Annotated in this window: 15 protein-coding genes; 10 read left to right on the forward strand and 5 right to left on the reverse strand. The window is 46.6% G+C overall.

Annotation, left to right across the window (positions count from 1 at the left end; all coding sequences use genetic code 11):
• Positions 1-10: 10 nt before the first annotated feature.
• A complete protein-coding gene (locus F1644_RS17215) occupies positions 11-616 on the reverse strand; it encodes a ribonuclease HII (RefSeq protein ID WP_118304456.1) in 606 nt (201 codons plus the stop codon).
• Positions 617-799: 183 nt separating this feature from the next.
• Here F1644_RS17215 and F1644_RS17220 point away from each other — a divergent pair, with 183 nt between their 5' ends.
• From F1644_RS17220 to F1644_RS17230, 3 genes are all read left to right on the forward strand, one after another.
• Entirely contained in the window at positions 800-1,333 is a 534-nt protein-coding gene (locus tag F1644_RS17220; protein ID WP_209279491.1) for a DUF4268 domain-containing protein, read from the forward strand.
• A 15-nt stretch (positions 1,334-1,348) separates the two neighbouring features.
• The gene (locus tag F1644_RS17225) at positions 1,349-2,452 is read left to right on the forward strand and encodes a pyridoxal phosphate-dependent aminotransferase (protein WP_087420922.1); all 1,104 of its coding nucleotides are present in this window, start codon (positions 1,349-1,351) and stop codon (positions 2,450-2,452) included.
• A 285-nt stretch (positions 2,453-2,737) separates the two neighbouring features.
• Positions 2,738-4,306: an ATP-binding protein gene (locus F1644_RS17230; RefSeq protein ID WP_118304455.1), complete on the forward strand. Its 1,569-nt coding sequence runs from the start codon at positions 2,738-2,740 to the stop codon at positions 4,304-4,306.
• Here the strand turns inward: F1644_RS17230 and F1644_RS17235 are convergent.
• The 3 genes from F1644_RS17235 to F1644_RS17245 are packed head-to-tail and all read right to left on the reverse strand — an operon-like array spanning position 4,303 to position 6,500.
• Positions 4,303-4,815, reverse strand: coding sequence for an IbrB-like domain-containing protein (locus tag F1644_RS17235; RefSeq protein ID WP_087420924.1), 513 nt, complete (start codon positions 4,813-4,815; stop codon positions 4,303-4,305). The genes F1644_RS17230 and F1644_RS17235 overlap by 4 nt on opposite strands.
• Entirely contained in the window at positions 4,802-6,106 is a 1,305-nt protein-coding gene (locus F1644_RS17240; protein ID WP_087420925.1) for a DUF3440 domain-containing protein, read from the reverse strand. The genes F1644_RS17235 and F1644_RS17240 overlap by 14 nt, the downstream gene beginning before the upstream one ends.
• Complete coding sequence (locus F1644_RS17245) at positions 6,081-6,500, reverse strand: hypothetical protein (RefSeq protein WP_118304454.1); 420 nt, start codon at positions 6,498-6,500, stop codon at positions 6,081-6,083. The genes F1644_RS17240 and F1644_RS17245 overlap by 26 nt, the downstream gene beginning before the upstream one ends.
• A 271-nt stretch (positions 6,501-6,771) precedes the next feature.
• On the opposite strand from F1644_RS17245, the gene F1644_RS17250 reads away from it, so the two are divergent.
• Positions 6,772-7,449, forward strand: a complete 678-nt coding sequence (locus tag F1644_RS17250; protein ID WP_118304453.1) for an efflux RND transporter periplasmic adaptor subunit — start codon at positions 6,772-6,774, stop codon at positions 7,447-7,449.
• Between the two features lie 2 nt (positions 7,450-7,451).
• Positions 7,452-9,002: a DHA2 family efflux MFS transporter permease subunit gene (locus F1644_RS17255; RefSeq protein ID WP_118304452.1), complete on the forward strand. Its 1,551-nt coding sequence runs from the start codon at positions 7,452-7,454 to the stop codon at positions 9,000-9,002.
• 10 nt (positions 9,003-9,012) lie between these two features.
• Here F1644_RS17255 and F1644_RS17260 read toward each other — a convergent pair whose 3' ends face one another.
• Positions 9,013-10,029: an aldose epimerase family protein gene (locus tag F1644_RS17260; RefSeq protein ID WP_158572040.1), complete on the reverse strand. Its 1,017-nt coding sequence runs from the start codon at positions 10,027-10,029 to the stop codon at positions 9,013-9,015.
• A 148-nt stretch (positions 10,030-10,177) separates the two neighbouring features.
• Here F1644_RS17260 and F1644_RS17265 point away from each other — a divergent pair, with 148 nt between their 5' ends.
• The 5 genes from F1644_RS17265 (at position 10,178) to F1644_RS17285 (ending at position 15,156) form a co-directional block, all read left to right on the forward strand.
• Positions 10,178-11,332, forward strand: coding sequence for a galactokinase (locus tag F1644_RS17265; RefSeq protein ID WP_118304450.1), 1,155 nt, complete (start codon positions 10,178-10,180; stop codon positions 11,330-11,332).
• A gap of 24 nt (positions 11,333-11,356) precedes the next feature.
• A complete protein-coding gene (locus tag F1644_RS17270; protein ID WP_087420929.1) occupies positions 11,357-12,982 on the forward strand; it encodes a sodium/sugar symporter in 1,626 nt (541 codons plus the stop codon).
• 387 nt (positions 12,983-13,369) lie between these two features.
• On the forward strand, positions 13,370-13,663 hold the full coding sequence (locus tag F1644_RS17275; protein ID WP_317147136.1) for a sigma factor: 294 nt from the start codon (positions 13,370-13,372) through the stop codon (positions 13,661-13,663).
• Positions 13,636-13,929, forward strand: coding sequence for an RNA polymerase sigma factor (locus tag F1644_RS17280; RefSeq protein ID WP_317147137.1), 294 nt, complete (start codon positions 13,636-13,638; stop codon positions 13,927-13,929). The genes F1644_RS17275 and F1644_RS17280 overlap by 28 nt, the downstream gene beginning before the upstream one ends.
• 69 nt (positions 13,930-13,998) lie before the next feature.
• The gene (locus tag F1644_RS17285; protein ID WP_118304448.1) at positions 13,999-15,156 is read left to right on the forward strand and encodes a FecR family protein; all 1,158 of its coding nucleotides are present in this window, start codon (positions 13,999-14,001) and stop codon (positions 15,154-15,156) included.
• Positions 15,157-15,217 lie beyond the last annotated feature (61 nt).

The raw sequence follows: 15,217 nt of genomic DNA on the forward strand, positions 1-15,217 counted from the left end.
TTTGTTATTTTTAGTGATCGAAATCTAGTTTTAGTTGCGGGTCGAGCAACGTGAAACTTTGTCGATGATAAGAGGTAACTCCATGGAGCAAAATGCCTTCCCGGTGCTTTTTGGTCGGGTAGCCTTTGTTGCTGATCCAGTCGTAAACGGGGTACTCTTCATGCAATTTTTTCATGTATTCGTCCCGGTGTGTTTTGGCCAGAATGGAGGCTGCCGCGATAGCCATGTATTTCCCGTCCCCTTTTACGATGCAATGGTGTTCGATGTTCCGGTAGGGTTTGAACCGGTTGCCGTCAATCAGAATATGTTCCGGGGTGACACTTAGTTGTGCCAGCGCCCGATGCATCCCTTCGATGGAGGCGTTGAGGATGTTGATTTTGTCGATTTCGTTATTATCCACGCTGGCCACGGCCCACGCGAGGGCTTCCCGTTCAATGATCGTGCGCAATTCATCCCGTTTCTTTTCAGAGAGTTGTTTCGAGTCGTTAAGCATTTCGTTGGAAAAGTCTTCAGGAAGGATTACCGCTGCCGCGAAAACCGGTCCTGCCAGACATCCCCTCCCGGCCTCGTCACATCCTGCCTCGATTTTATCTTGATAGTATTTTAATGTCAACATAAATAATGGGTTTATAAAGTTCATAAAGTTCATAAGGTCTAAAGTGACGGGTGTCCTTCGGACGGTGTTTAACGGCAACTTGGACTATCGTGGACCAAACGCCCGCAAGGGTTCATTGACTTTATAAACTTTATAGACCTTATGGACTTTATGAACCTTAAACTTTATCACTCCCGCAAATATATGAAATACTTTGCAATTTTTGCTATATTTGCGGGGTTGTCCCTGCATACTAATTTTAATTTATCAGAGGTGTTCACGAAAGAAGAGGCAAAAGAGATTCGGGTGAAATTCTGGGAAGGTTTCAAGCGCTATTGCAAGCGGAAACATATTTACCGGAAATGGGTACTCACGGGGGTGAAGATACGATCCACGCAGTTAAAATTTTACGCGGACCGGGAGAAGGCTCTCGTGTTATTCCAAATAGACCATAAAAATGAGTTACGTCGGTTCGAGGTGTACGAGTGTATGTTATCTTACCAGACGTTATTTCGGGCGGAGTGCGGTGATGAGTTGAAGTGGGAAGAGGAGTATACCGGGATCGAGGGGCAGGAGATCAGCGCGATTTATTTCGAGTTGCGGGGGGTGAACCTTTACCGGGTGGAGGATCACGAGCGGATATACGCTTTCTTTGCCGAGAAGATGCCTTTGCTGGAAGACCTTTATTACGAATACAGGGATTTGATTAACGAACGATTGAAACAGAACGATAATTAAAAACGCTGGATTGCGATGAAAATAAACAAGAGTGGGGCCGCTCTTTCCCGTATCGTGCAAATCGGGGAGACGCTGAAAGAACTTTCCCAGAAGAGTGGGAAGGAGTATTTGCCCTTGAACCGGGGTGTGAATCAAGTGGTAAATATCGACTTGACAGAAGTCGTGAAATCGATAAACTTTAATTCTCCGGAGATACAGGTGTACCCGCATGGAGCCGGGCGTCCGGACTTACGAGCGGCAATTAACGAGGAGTTTTTTGCCGGAAAGTCTTCGCCGGATAATATATTAATTACGGCAGGGGGAATGCATGCCCTTGATCTCGTGGCGCAGACCGTGAATATCGGGAAGTTATTCCTGCCCTCGTATTATTGGGGATGTTATTTCAAAATGCTCAAGATTCGTTCAGTGGAGAGCGAAGGATATGACAGTCAGGCGGATTTACTCCCGATGATCGATCGTTTGCGGGGAAATGCCGTGTTAATTAGTGATCCGAGTAACCCGCTGGGAGACAAACATGATGACGAGGAACAATTGAATATTATTCGGGCGTTGAATGATGCCGGGGTGGTGATTTTTTATGATTGTCCCTATCGTCGGTTGTTTATGGATGCTTCGGATGATTACTACACACGTCTGATGAATCTGGATAACGTGATTATCACGGAAAGCTTTAGCAAGTCGGTCGGGTTGAGTGGCCAGCGACTTGGGTTTATCCACACGTGTAACAAGGAGTTGCATGATGAATTGGAGGTGAGGGTGATGTATAACACGAACGGGATTAACGGTTTTGCACAGGAACTCGTGTTACGCTTGCTGACAACGCCGGAAGGGAAAAAGGCCGTGACGGCATTTAAAGAGCGTACTACCCGGGATATAGCATTGAATATCGAGTATTTGCGGGCGAGAGGCTTGCTGGCGGAAGAATTTTATCATGGAACCACGCCACGAGGCATTTTCGTGATCGTGAATCGTGGTGAGGAGGAGTTGCTGGAACACTATATCGGTGCCGTATCACTTTCTTTCTTCACGAAAACCCGGCAGGAGTATGCGAAGAATTATTCCCGTATCTGTGTTTCCGTGCCTCATGATAAGTTGGTGAAATACTTTGAAACGATTTGATCATTGCTGCCTTGTCATTGCCCTAGGGTATGGCTAGGGATGGGCTAGGACAAATACCAAACAATTACATCACAGGAACACGGCAAGTACATGGAAGATTGTTCTTGCTATGTTCATGCTATGAAGATGCTATGTTTTTATCTTAGTCCATCGGTAGACAAAGGAATAACGACGGGCGAACAAATGGGCTAGATACTCCGGATGGGGCTTATAAACTTTATGAACCATGAACTTTATAAATAAGTTTTTCGTAACTTTGCCTAAATAAAAGTAAAGAGAACGTTCATGAATCAAATATTATCCCTTCCTCGCAAGATGCCTATCGGCATACAGAGTTTCGAGTACATTCGTCAAAATGACTTCGTGTATGTCGATAAAACAGAGTTTGTCTATCGTCTTGCGACTATGGGGAAGCCCTATTTCCTCAGCCGCCCTCGGCGCTTTGGTAAAAGTTTGTTGCTTTCCACGATGGAGGCCTATTTCCTAGGCAAACGAGAACTTTTCAAGGGTCTTGCCATTGAGCGGTTGGAAACGGAATGGAACGTTCACGCTGTGCTACACCTAGACCTGAATGCTGAGAAATACGATTCACCTGATCGATTGCACGATATGTTGGAGCGGCAGTTACTGCACTGGGAAGAGATTTATGAAACCGGGGGGAAGGGTATCACTCACTCCGGTCGTTTCATGGAAGTCATTCGAAAAGCGTATGAGAAGACCGGACGGGGTGTTGTTGTCTTGATTGACGAGTATGACAAACCCTTGCTCAACAGTTTTCATGACGAGACTTTGCAGAAAGCCTTCCGGGACACGCTGACCGCATTCTATTCCGTGCTAAAAAGTGCCGACCCGTGGTTGCGTCTTGTTTTCATCACCGGGGTAACCAAGTTTGCCCAGATGGGAATATTCAGTAATCTCAATCAACTTAAAGATATTAGTCTCGATCCCCGATACGCCACGCTTTGTGGCCTTACTGGTGAAGAGATACGTGCGAACTTCGTTCCGGAGTTAAAGTTATTGGCCGAGGCAAACCACCTCGACGGGGAGGCTTGCATGGAACGTCTCACCCGTATGTATGACGGGTATCACTTCAACTACCGAGATATGGTGGGTGTCTATAATCCGTTCAGCATACTTAACGTGCTTGATACGACCATGTTCGATAATTTCTGGTTCGCTAGCGGGACTCCTACCTTCCTTGTCGAGATACTGAAGAAGACTGATTTTGACCTGCGAGAACTCGACGGTATAGAGGTTTCTGCCGCATCACTCACTGACGATCGGGCCGACATCAATAACCCTGTTCCTATGATCTACCAGAGTGGTTACTTGACTATCAAAAAATACGATAACGAATTTCAAATATACACATTGGGATTCCCCAACGAGGAAGTAAAATACGGTTTCCTCAACTTTGTTACCCCGTTCTATACCCCGATTAAGGAAACGGACACGAGTTTCTATATCGGTAAATTCATCCGGGAGCTACGGGAAGGTGATCCCGATGCCTTCCTCACCCGCCTTCGAGCTTTCTTTGCTGGGATTTCCTACGAGCTGAACGACCGCACGGAACGTCATTATCAGACCATTTTTTACCTCGTCTTCAAGCTCATGGGACAATTCTCCGAAGCTGAAGTGCGAAGTGCCAAAGGACGAGCCGATGCCGTTGTGAAAACTGCCGACTACATTTACGTCTTCGAGTTTAAGCTGGACGGCAGTGCAGAGCAAGCCCTCGCCCAGATTGACGATCGGGGTTATCTTATTCCCTATACCGTCGATGGGCGGAAACTCATGAAAATCGGTGTCAATTTCGACCCGAAGGAGAGAAACATCGGGGACTGGAAGATAAACTAATCATCTCTTGTCAGGCTAAATTCCTTGTCGGCAAATAATTCTGCCAGCCCGGAGATTTGTTTCAGGCGTAGTAATTCGTCTTTATCCATTCCGATATTACGCATGATCCAAGTGTCGGACATTCCGGCTTTGGTCAGTTCGGCCACGATTTCGGTCATTAATTCGATGCTATGCGTACCTCTTGCCCGGTTGTGCCGGATGGTGGAGGCCATGCGGTTGGAAATATCTTTGTTGATGACGACTACGGGGAGCAATCCCTTTTCCCGTTCGAATATTCGTTGGGATGTTTTCATGACTTTGTAGCGGTGAAAACCGTCCACGAGTTCATAAATATCCTTTTCCGGGATGTAGTAACAAACGCAGGGCATCGTGTAACCGTCTTCCCAGATGGATAGTTCCAATAGTTTCATTTCCGGGGGAGCCACCACGTTTGGGTTATAGGTGTTGGCGACTACCTTATCAATCGGGACGGAAATAACGTTGTATACGGGACTTTTATATTCTTCCATAAGATTCCATGATAGATTTATATTTTTGCATCACCTTGGCCCGGCGTTCCCGTTCGGCTTTCGAGGGGGCGAACCCCATGTATTTACAGGCATGATCGTTTTTCAGGATACAAATGCAGATACGTTTGAACGTGGGGAGTTCTTTGAACTCCGGAATACGTACATCATCCTGATAATCCATGCGCACGGGCTTTTTATCTGTCTTGTAATTTGTCGTTTCGCTAACCGAGATCGGGATTCCCATTCGTCGGAGTTTGGCGATGGTCTCTTCTGCCAGACAGCCGCCTTTGTTTCGCCAAAACTCCATGCTCACGGAGAGTTTGTGCAAGTAGTTTTCTCTGGCCTCTTCCGGCAGCGTGCAAAGGAGAAATTTAAAATAGGATGACCAGGTCATGTTCTCCGGGAGGGTGATGGACTGCCAGCCCATGGCGGAAGTACCCCCGTATAACCCGGTAAAGTTGACCCCGTTGACCCGGTTAATCATTTTGCCCCATGTGTCCGGATCTATGGCCCGGTAGAGTTTCAAGCTGGAAAGTGCCTGCGAGATAAACGGGCTGGCTACGCGTTGCCTTTCAAGAGGAACTCCTGCCTGATAGTAGAGATCATACAGGTGGTTGTAGTCCCATTGAAATTTTCCGTTGGCGGTCCAGATGTCCGTGGTAAGCCAGTCGTATATGGGGTAGGCGTTAAAGATATTTGCTGTTACTTTGTGAGTCCATTTCAAGTGCTTGTAACTGTGGTAATTCCTGTCCCGGTGGATGGCTTGCCAGCGATGGTAGCTTTCTTGCGTGCGAATCCCGATGAGGCAACAAGTACGTTGAGCGTTTTTCTTCCGGTGATACCATTCTGCAAATTTGACTTGAAAATCGTAGTCCCACATCTCTTCTGTGTAGAAATCAAAATCTTCTTTGCGGTAGCATATTTCGGGCATATCCCTGACCCACAGATCTCGTAAATTGTCTTCCCACGGGCGCCAGAAACGCTGGTACATGGAAGTACACGTGGAGACTTTGAACGGGATGCATACCCGGTAGACTTCCAGCAAGTCAGCGTTATCGGCGAGCGTGCGGTCCACGTACCGGATCGTCTCGTTGTACTGCACTTCGTAGTCCATGTGAAAAACGCCCAGTTTCCGTTTTAGTTTATGCTGACGGATATAGTCAATACAGAGGTTTAGTAAAACCCCGCTGTCTTTGCCGCCGGAAAAAGACACGTACACGTTATCAAAATCAGAAAAAATTCGTTCTAGTCGGTTTTGCACGACATCATACACACTTTTTTTTATTCTCATAAGCTGGAGGATATACCATTTTTATATACAATTTCCACTCTTTTGAAACTATAAAACCGTTTGTTTTGAAGGTTTCTGCATCTCGGGTGTGGGAAACGGCAAAAAGAGGTTGTTCCCCTGCAAATTCTTTTTTTGCGAAGTCAATCAAGGCGGATAGTAACAAGGAATTGCCTCCTGATACGTAATAATTATCAATACAGGCGCCCGTACTCTTTATGTCAATAGGCATGAAACCTTTCACCACTCCCTTCTCTGTTGCCACAAGCCATTTGTGGTGGACGGAGGTCTTGAACGGATAGTTGTTATTGTACCGGAGTACGGGAATGCTCATTACCAACGGTGCCACGAGTTGGTATAACCGAGGGTCCGTACCATGTAATTTTTCTATGTCCATTACCGATCGCTTTTTGCAAAACTAATAAAATTAAGCAATGATTCAAAAGAATAATAAATAAACCTTTTAATATAGGCTTTACAAAGTAAATGTCGAACGTGTATATTATCATCTGTTTCTTATGTGAAATATCCGGAAAAGTAATTTGTGTTCTCTTTTTCATTTGTTTGCAGCTCTTGTTGTCGATTCCTGTATTGTGATTATAACCTAACGGCTTGTCTTGACGTTTATAAGGTGAATATTTTAATTCTAACTAAACTAAACTCGATTTATGGCAGATACTACAACAACAGTCTCCGGTAAAGGGGAGAAGAGGAAGATTATATTCCTGATTATCTTTATCATCGTGGCAATCGTGATTGCCGTTTTGTGGTGGCTGGATTACAGGAAGTATATCCGCACGGACGATGCGAATCTCGATTCGTTTCGAGTGAGTGTTTCGGCTCCGGTGGCGGGACAAGTGACCCGTTTGTACGCGATGGAGGGGGATGCCGTGAAACAGGGTGACACGTTGTTTATTCTTGACGATAGCGCTTGTACGGTGATGACTCCCGTTGATGGCGTTGTCGGAAAACGTTGGGTTCTACCGGGAGATCGGATTGAGGCGGGACAGACTGCGTTTACCCTGAATAGGGGAACAGATATTTGGGTAGCGGTTTACTTGGAGGAAACGAAGTTTAAGGAGATTTATCTCGGGCAGAAGGCTCAATTCACTTTGGATGCTTACGATAAGCTAACTTTCGAGGGACGGGTGTATTACATCGGGGACAACACGGCCTCGGAATTCGCCCTTGTCCCACCGAATAATGCATCCGGTAATTTCACGAAAGTAACCCAACGCATACCGTTGAAGATCTCTATTGATAGGGTTGAAGGTGATGACGGGCAAAAGGCTCGGGTGAAGTTGGTTTCAGGTATGTCTGCAACGGTTAAAATCGAGAAGGAGTGACCATGAATGTCGTTACCGCAACACCGATCGGTGGAGGAAGTTACAAGTGGCTCGTGCTGTTTAACGTCATGTTGACCACGTTTATGGCCGTGCTTGATTCCACGGTAGTCAACACGGGTTTACCCGTGATTATGGGAACGCTTGGGGCGTCGATGAATAGTGCCGAATGGATTCTGACGGGCTACATGCTTTCCATGGCAACCATTCTTCCGGCTGCAGGGTGGCTGTCTGATCGTTTCGGTTACAAGCGAATCTTTATTTTCTCGTTGACAGTATTTACAGTGGGTTCGTTCATGTGTGGCAATTCCACGGCTATCGGGGAACTGGTATTCTGGCGTATATTCCAAGGAATCGGGGGTGGTTTGCTGATGCCCGTGGGGATGGCTGTGGTAACGACCGTTTTCCCAGTGGAGCAACGGGGTATGGCGCTCGGGTTCTGGGCGATCGCCTCGGCTGCCTCTGTTTCCTTTGGTCCGCTTATCGGTGGCTATCTCGTGGATAATTTGAATTGGAATTATATCTTTTTCGTGAATATTCCTATCGGGATATTCAGTATCATATACACGATGATCGTGCAACAGGAGTACAAGACGGGTATGAGGCAGAAGTTTGATATACCGGGTTTTATCACGTCTGCCGTGTTTTTGCCCGTTTTCCTGTATGGTCTGTCCGAGGTGACCTCAAGTACGAACACGAAAGGGTGGTCCAGCCCGTTGGTGTTGGGATGTATGTGGGTGGCAGTGGTTAGTTTCGTGTTATTCCTGTACACGGAATTGACGGTAAAACATCCTATGATTAATCTCAAGATATTCAAGGACCACAATTTCTCGCTGGCGAACCTGATCGTGTTTATATTCGGGATCGGGATGTTCGGGAGTACTTTTCTGATTCCCTTGTATATGCAGGATTCGCTGGGGTATTCGGCCTACCAGACGGGTTTGTTCTTCCTGCCCGTGGGATTTCTACAAGCGGTGGCATCCCCGTTGGCCGGAAATGCTTCCCGGTGGGTAAACCCAAAGGTCGTGATCGTGTTGGGATTGTTCCTGTTATGTACCAGTTTTTACATGAATTACTCCTTTTCCTTTCTGACCGATAAGTGGTACATCATGATCAGCCTCTATTTGCGGGGAGTCGGGTTAGGGATTCTTTACCCGCCCTTGCTCAACGTCTCTTTGCGGCAAATCAGTAACCAACAGATGGCTCAAGCGTCGAGCGTGACGAACATAGTGCGGCAAATCGGGGGAAGTTTCGGGGTGGCCATGTTCAGCCATTTGTTGAGCCAGCGACAGACGTATCACACGGAACGTTATCACGAGGCCATTGCTTACACGGGAGAGACTTACTTGAACGTGGTGGATGGGTTAAGCCGCTTTTTTAGTTCGAGTGGTGGATTGGGACGTGCGGAATCCGTGTCCTATGCGAAACAATATATACTTGAGCACGTGGACATGGAGGCCTATATCAGTGGGATTAACGATGTGTTTTTCGTGGCATTCGTTACTACGTTATTGGCTGTGATCCCGATGTTCTTCTTAAAAACCAAACGAAAATAAATCTATCGATTTATCCCTCGGTTTCGTCCTCGTAGTCTTCTTCCACACTGATACAGTTGAACGAGTAGATCGTTTTGTGAAGATACCGTTCGCCCGGGTTCAAACGGGTGGAAGGAAAACAAGGATGGTGGGGACTGTCCGGGAGCATTTGTGTCTCTAGGGCAATTCCCGAATAGGGACCGTAATGCTTTCCGCCTTTCCCGTTGGCCACGTCGATGTATTTACCCGTGTAAACCTGCAAGCCGGGGTAATCCGACAGGATGGTGACCGTGATCCCGTTTTTCGGGTGGGACAACTCGGCCATGAGTTGGGGTTCTATCGGATCTCCGAACGTGTAGCAATCATCCAACCCGTCTTCCTGCAAGGCGAGGAAAAGCGGTTTGTTGAAATTGAAAGCGTGTTTTTTGTCTGTCGAGAGGACAGTTCCCGTTGGGATTAAATCAGGAGTTGTTTCCAGATAGTGGGAGGTATAAAGCCGTAGTTCGTGATTCCCGATATTCTCGTCGGTCGGCCTTAGATTGAAATAGGGGTGTTGCGTGAGATTCACGTGTGTCGGTTGATCGCAACTAGCCTCGTAAATCACCCGGAACACGTTGTTTTCAATGGAATAACGAACCGTGACGTCCAGTGTACCGGGGAAACCGTTCTCCCCGTCCGGGCTAGTGTAGTGCAGAATGAGATGTTCGTTGTCCGGTTGCTCCGCGTCCCAAAGACGTTGATCGAATCCGGGTGTTCCCCCGTGGAGGGTATTTTCTTTTTCATTCTTGTTCAACACGTGAGTCTTGTTGTCAATCGTGATCTCCCCGCCTTTGATGCGGTTACCATAGCGTCCGATGAGCGCCCCGAAATAAGGGTAATTTTTCCGGTACTCCGGGTCAATATATTGTTCAAGGGTATCAAATCCTAAAACCACGTCTACAAGTTTCCACCTGCAATCGCGTACAAATATGTTTTTTATAATCCCGCCGAGATTACATACGTGAATTTCAAGGCATTCATTCTTGAGAATATATTCTTTCAATTCCATGATCCATGATTTTAATCGACTCATAAAAATAAGCAATAGAATGTAATTTTCATTCGTGTTGAATATAAAATTTTAAAGAAAATACTTTAACTTTGTAGACATATGGCGTTAGACCCCATTTTAAATTCTAAATTTTAAATTAATTAAAATGGATACAGGCGTGTTGGAAAAAAGATTTGAGGAAATTTACGGGGCAAAGGTTGAACATCTGTACTTTGCTCCCGGACGGGTAAATCTAATCGGGGAACATATTGATTATAACGGGGGACGGGTATTCCCGTGTGCGTTAAGTTTCGGGACTTATCTGGCCGTGGCTCGTCGGGAGGATCGGAAGATTGCTTTCGCCAGTATGAACCAAACTTTTCAAGTGGAATGTGATCAAAGTATTTTTGAGAATAAACCCAGTGAATGGGTGAAATATCCTTTGGGCGTGGTGAAGGAGTTCTCGGATCGGGGGCTTGACCCGTGGGGTTTTAACATTCTGTATTTCGGGGATATTCCGAATGGGGCCGGGTTATCCTCGTCAGCTTCGATAGAGGTCGTGACGGCGTTTATGCTGAACGATCAGTTGAATGCCGGGCTGGACGTGGTGGAGTTGGTGAAAATGTCACAACGGGCAGAGAATGTTTTCGTGGGTATGAATTGCGGGATTATGGATCAGTTTGCCGTGGGTATGGGAAAGAAGGGACACGCTATTGCGCTGGATTGCGGTACTTTGGATTATGATTTGATCCCGCTAAACCTCAATGGGTATAAATTGGTAATCACCAATTCAAATAAGAACCATGATCTGGTTACTTCCGAGTATAACGTGCGGCGGAGCCAGTGTGAACAGGCTTTGGCCGATATAAATCAAGGACTGAACTTGAAACATCTGTGTGATTTGAGCGAGGAAGAATTGGAGTGGGTGCGGCATCTGATTTCTGATGAAACCGTTTATCGCCGGGCTCGTCATGCCGTCTCGGAGAACGCTAGGGTAAACGAGGCCATTGACGTGTTGCAAAAGGGGGATTTGGTTCGTTTCGGGGAATTGATGAACGCGTCGCATCGGTCATTGAAGGAAGATTACGAGGTTACCGGTGTCGAGATGGATACGCTGGCGGAGGAAGGGCAGAAGTTGCCGGGTGTGCTGGGGTCCCGGATCACGGGGGGCGGTTTCGGTGGTTGCACCGTGAGTCTTGTGAATGAGGATAACGTGCAGGGATTTATCGAGAAATTAGCTTCCGTGTATCATGATAAAATTGGATTGAATGCAGAGTTTTACGTGGCGGACATTGGTGATGGGGTGAGGAAAATCTACTAAGTATAAACCATAACAATTGGAAAAATGTTGAACACGAGTTTTGAGTTCTGGGATTATTTCATTTTCGGGGCGTATGCCTTAATGATTATCGCCGTGGGATTGTGGGTGTCAAGAGGTAAGAAAGGCGTGCAAAAGACAACGGAGGATTATTTCCTTGCGAGCAAATCGTTACCATGGTGGGCTATCGGGGCCTCGTTGATTGCGGCGAATATCTCTGCCGAACAATTTATCGGGATGTCCGGATCGGGGTTCGCTGTGGGACTGGCCATTGCCTCGTATGAGTTTATGGCAGCCTTGACCTTAATCATTGTGGGTAAATTCTTTTTACCTATATTTATCAAACAGGGGCTTTACACGATCCCCGAATTCGTGGAAAAACGTTTTTCGACAAACCTGAAGACTATTCTTGCCGTTTTCTGGATCGCCTTGTTTATTTTTGTGAACCTGACTTCAGTGCTTTTCCTGGGGGCAAAAGCTATTGATACGATTATTGGTACGGGTAACGGGGAGTTGTTCATTCCTGCCATTGTCGGGCTGGCCTTTGTTGCCGCGGCATATTCCATTTACGGGGGATTGTCGGCAGTGGCTTGGACGGATGTGATTCAGGTGGCTTTGTTGATCGTCGGGGGCGTTATAACCACGCTTATCGCTTTGGATAACGTGTTGCCCGGTGGCGGTGTCGTGGAGGGATTTAACCACGTCGTGGACACGGCGGGCGATAAGTTCCATATGATTATCTCGAAGGATAACCCGGAGTTTAAAAACCTGCCGGGTATTGCCGTGCTTATCGGTGGTTTATGGGTGGCAAACCTCTATTATTGGGGGTTCAATCAATACATCATCCAGCGGACGTTGGCGGCCAAGTCATTGAAAGAGGCTCAACGAGGTATTGCTTTTGCGGCGTTTCTGAAATTGATCGTGCCTTTGATTGTGGTTATTCCGGGAATCGTGGCTTTCGTGATGTACACCGAGTCTAAAGACCCGTCCGTGACGGCAATGTTCGAGATGACGGGAGGAAATGATAAAGCCTATCCGTGGCTGATCGGGACGTTTGTACCCACGGGTTTGAAGGGTTTGGTGCTGGCGGCATTGGCAGCGGCTATTGTTTCTTCGTTGGCCTCCATGCTGAATTCGACTTCTACCATATTTACGATGGATATTTATAAACCTTACATGGATCGGGAGGCCTCGCACAAAAAATTAGTGAGTGTGGGACGGATCACGGCAGCCGTGGCGTTGGTGATTGCGGGTTTGATTGCTCCTATGATGGCTAATTTCGATCAGATGTTCGTGTATATTCAAGAGTACACGGGGTTAGTGAGCCCCGGTATACTGGCCGTCTTCCTGATGGGATTGTTCTGGAAGAAGACTACGAACCGGGGGGCTATAATCGGAGTGCTGATCTCTATTCCCGTGGCGTTGTTGTTGAAGTTCCTGCCCATCGAAATGCCGTTCCTCGATCAGATGATGTACACGTTCTTGTTGACGATGGTAACAATCGGTATGGTTAGTTTGGCTACCTGCAAGACGGATGACGACCCGAAAGGCTTGGTGTTGACCTCTGAAATGTTCAAGACCGATAAGGTATTTAATATTTGTGCTTACGTGATTTGTATTTTGTTAGCCGTGATTTATACGGCTTGTTGGTGATTTAGGAAGAGAACGAAAAGATGTTTTGGGGGGTAAAGGGTGTGATAAGCCTTTACCCCCGATTTATTTTCCTCGCACGGTCGGTACACGTTCGCTCACGAGCGAGGGAGTAGCGGAGGAATACCGAGAGTGTACCGAAGTTGATCCCCGTTTTCTGCCTTATCTCATCCTGTCTTGTCGGGGATGTGGTTTACTATAAGCAGGTAAGTTTGGTAAACTAATTTTGGGAAGCGACCTCGTCTCCTCTGGTATGTTCTTCAGCATGTTTTGCCCTTTAAAGGCAAGATATTGTCATTAAAATTGTTAAGGGAGTTGTATTGAAAGAAAGAAAATATTAACTTTGAGTTCATGTAAAGTAAGTGTTTCTTGTAATTAGTACTTATTGTTTTGACGAAATCAGAGGATGTTCTAATAAAAAAGTTCCGGGCTGGAAATGGTGTGATTTTCAAGGAGATTTTTGATCGATATTATCTCCCCGTGAAGTCGTACGGTTTCCAGTATATTGAGGATGATGAGATTGTTGAAGATTTCGTGCAAGATGCTTTCCTGAAGGTGTGGGAGAAACGGGCGGACTTTTATTTTGTTGCGGCAATTAAAAGTTTCCTGTATATGAGTGTCAGAAATGCTTGTTTGGATTACCTGCGTCACCAAAAGTGCAACGTCGCAATGAGCCGGAATTAATCCTGTGGCTCACGGAAGAGGGGGAGGAAGAATTTATTCTTGAAGAGGAGGTCCATGCGATGGTGTACGATGCGATAAAGGATTTGTCGGAGCGATCCCGTCGGGTCGTGATTCTGACGATGGAGGGCCTTTCCAATCCTGAAATTGCGAAAGAGTTAGGAGTTTCCGTGAACACGGTGAAGACGATTAAATTGCGTGCTTACAGGGTGTTACGGGAACGGTTGAAGGGTATTCAGTGGTTGTTATTACTTCTTTTGGGCGTTTAAAGAATTTTTTTTTACAAAGGGTGTCACCCTGTGGGGAGGTGTTCACGTTTTAGGGGAAATTTTTGAAAAATGGAGAAAATTGATCCTAGGATAGAGCTTGTTATTTATCGTTTTTTACGTGGGGAACTCTCTGCGTCTGAACGGGAAATGCTCGAATCCTGGTTACGTGAAGGAAGGCATAGGGAATTGTTCGAGAAAATTTGCAACAAGGAGAATATGCTGGAAAAGTCGTTCTATTTTGATCGACTGGATAAAGGAAGGGAGAAAACGTGGCTCCGTTTGGAACGGGCTACCGGGTTGCGTCGTCGTCTTGTGATGCGTCGCTGGGCGGTGGCAGCTTCATTGATGGTTCCTCTTTTGATCGGGATAATGTACTTGAATATGCGGCAGGTAGAACCGGGAGTGCCGGAGCTACGGCAAGAGCGAATTGTTCCGGGAGTATCAACGGCACAGCTTTATTTACCTGATGGCAAAGTGGTCGATTTGGGTAAAGACAGTATTTGTGACTTACAGTTGTTTGAAGGTGGCCGGTTCGTGAATGAACGAGGGACGTTGACCTACAAAAGTGATAGTGCGGAAATAAGTGCGGCCCAATACAGCGAAATCCGGATTCCGAGGGGGGGAGAGTATAAAGTCGTGCTGCCCGACGGAACGGTGGTATGGTTAAATGCGGAATCGTCTCTTCGTTTCCCGACCGTGTTTACAGGGAAGGAACGGAAAGTGTACGCGAAGGGGGAGCTTTATTTTGACGTGAAACATGATGAGGCGAAACCTTTTATCGTGGAGGTGGAGAAAGACTACACGGTTCGGGTACTCGGAACTGAATTTAATATTCGTGCGTATGGCGGGTCTTCCCGGGCGACAACTCTGGTGAAAGGACGTGTACAGGTGAAGGGGGCGGATAACACTGTGCTGTTGAAACCGGGTCAACAAGCTTTTGAGGCTCCGGGTACAAACGATCTTGAAGTACTTGACGTGGATGTGGCTCCTTACGTGGCATGGCATGAGGGAAAATTCCATTTTGTTCATGTTTCCTTGAAAGATATAATGGAGGAACTATCTCGCTGGTATGACGTGCAGGTTATTTTTGAGAATCCGGCGGTGATGAACGAGTGTTTCACGATCGAGATGCAACGATTTGATGATTTTAATAAAGTATTGAGATTAATAGAACGAACTGGCATGGTGACTATCTCCGTGGATGGCCATACGGTGACTGTAAAATAGAAAAACGGGAGATCTGGACCATCCCCCGTTTAAGTAAGGTGCCTGAGGCACAATGTGAAAT

This window comes from Butyricimonas paravirosa (assembly GCF_032878955.1).
Classification (GTDB): Bacteria; Bacteroidota; Bacteroidia; order Bacteroidales; family Marinifilaceae; genus Butyricimonas; species Butyricimonas paravirosa.

Bases quoted from the DNA above. Each gene is read 5' to 3' on its own strand.
- F1644_RS17245 (WP_118304454.1), bottom strand. From the start codon at position 6,500: ATGGACATAGAAAAATTACATGGTACGGACCCTCGGTTATACCAACTC.
- F1644_RS17225 (WP_087420922.1), top strand. From the start codon at position 1,349: ATGAAAATAAACAAGAGTGGGGCCGCTCTTTCCCGTATCGTGCAAATC.
- F1644_RS17285 (WP_118304448.1), top strand. From the start codon at position 13,999: ATGGAGAAAATTGATCCTAGGATAGAGCTTGTTATTTATCGTTTTTTA.
- F1644_RS17235 (WP_087420924.1), bottom strand. From the start codon at position 4,815: ATGGAAGAATATAAAAGTCCCGTATACAACGTTATTTCCGTCCCGATT.
- F1644_RS17270 (WP_087420929.1), top strand. From the start codon at position 11,357: ATGTTGAACACGAGTTTTGAGTTCTGGGATTATTTCATTTTCGGGGCG.
- F1644_RS17250 (WP_118304453.1), top strand. From the start codon at position 6,772: ATGGCAGATACTACAACAACAGTCTCCGGTAAAGGGGAGAAGAGGAAG.
- F1644_RS17230 (WP_118304455.1), top strand. From the start codon at position 2,738: ATGAATCAAATATTATCCCTTCCTCGCAAGATGCCTATCGGCATACAG.
- F1644_RS17260 (WP_158572040.1), bottom strand. From the start codon at position 10,029: ATGGAATTGAAAGAATATATTCTCAAGAATGAATGCCTTGAAATTCAC.
- F1644_RS17215 (WP_118304456.1), bottom strand. From the start codon at position 616: ATGTTGACATTAAAATACTATCAAGATAAAATCGAGGCAGGATGTGAC.
- F1644_RS17255 (WP_118304452.1), top strand. From the start codon at position 7,452: ATGAATGTCGTTACCGCAACACCGATCGGTGGAGGAAGTTACAAGTGG.
- F1644_RS17240 (WP_087420925.1), bottom strand. From the start codon at position 6,106: ATGAGAATAAAAAAAAGTGTGTATGATGTCGTGCAAAACCGACTAGAA.
- F1644_RS17220 (WP_209279491.1), top strand. From the start codon at position 800: ATGAAATACTTTGCAATTTTTGCTATATTTGCGGGGTTGTCCCTGCAT.
- F1644_RS17265 (WP_118304450.1), top strand. From the start codon at position 10,178: ATGGATACAGGCGTGTTGGAAAAAAGATTTGAGGAAATTTACGGGGCA.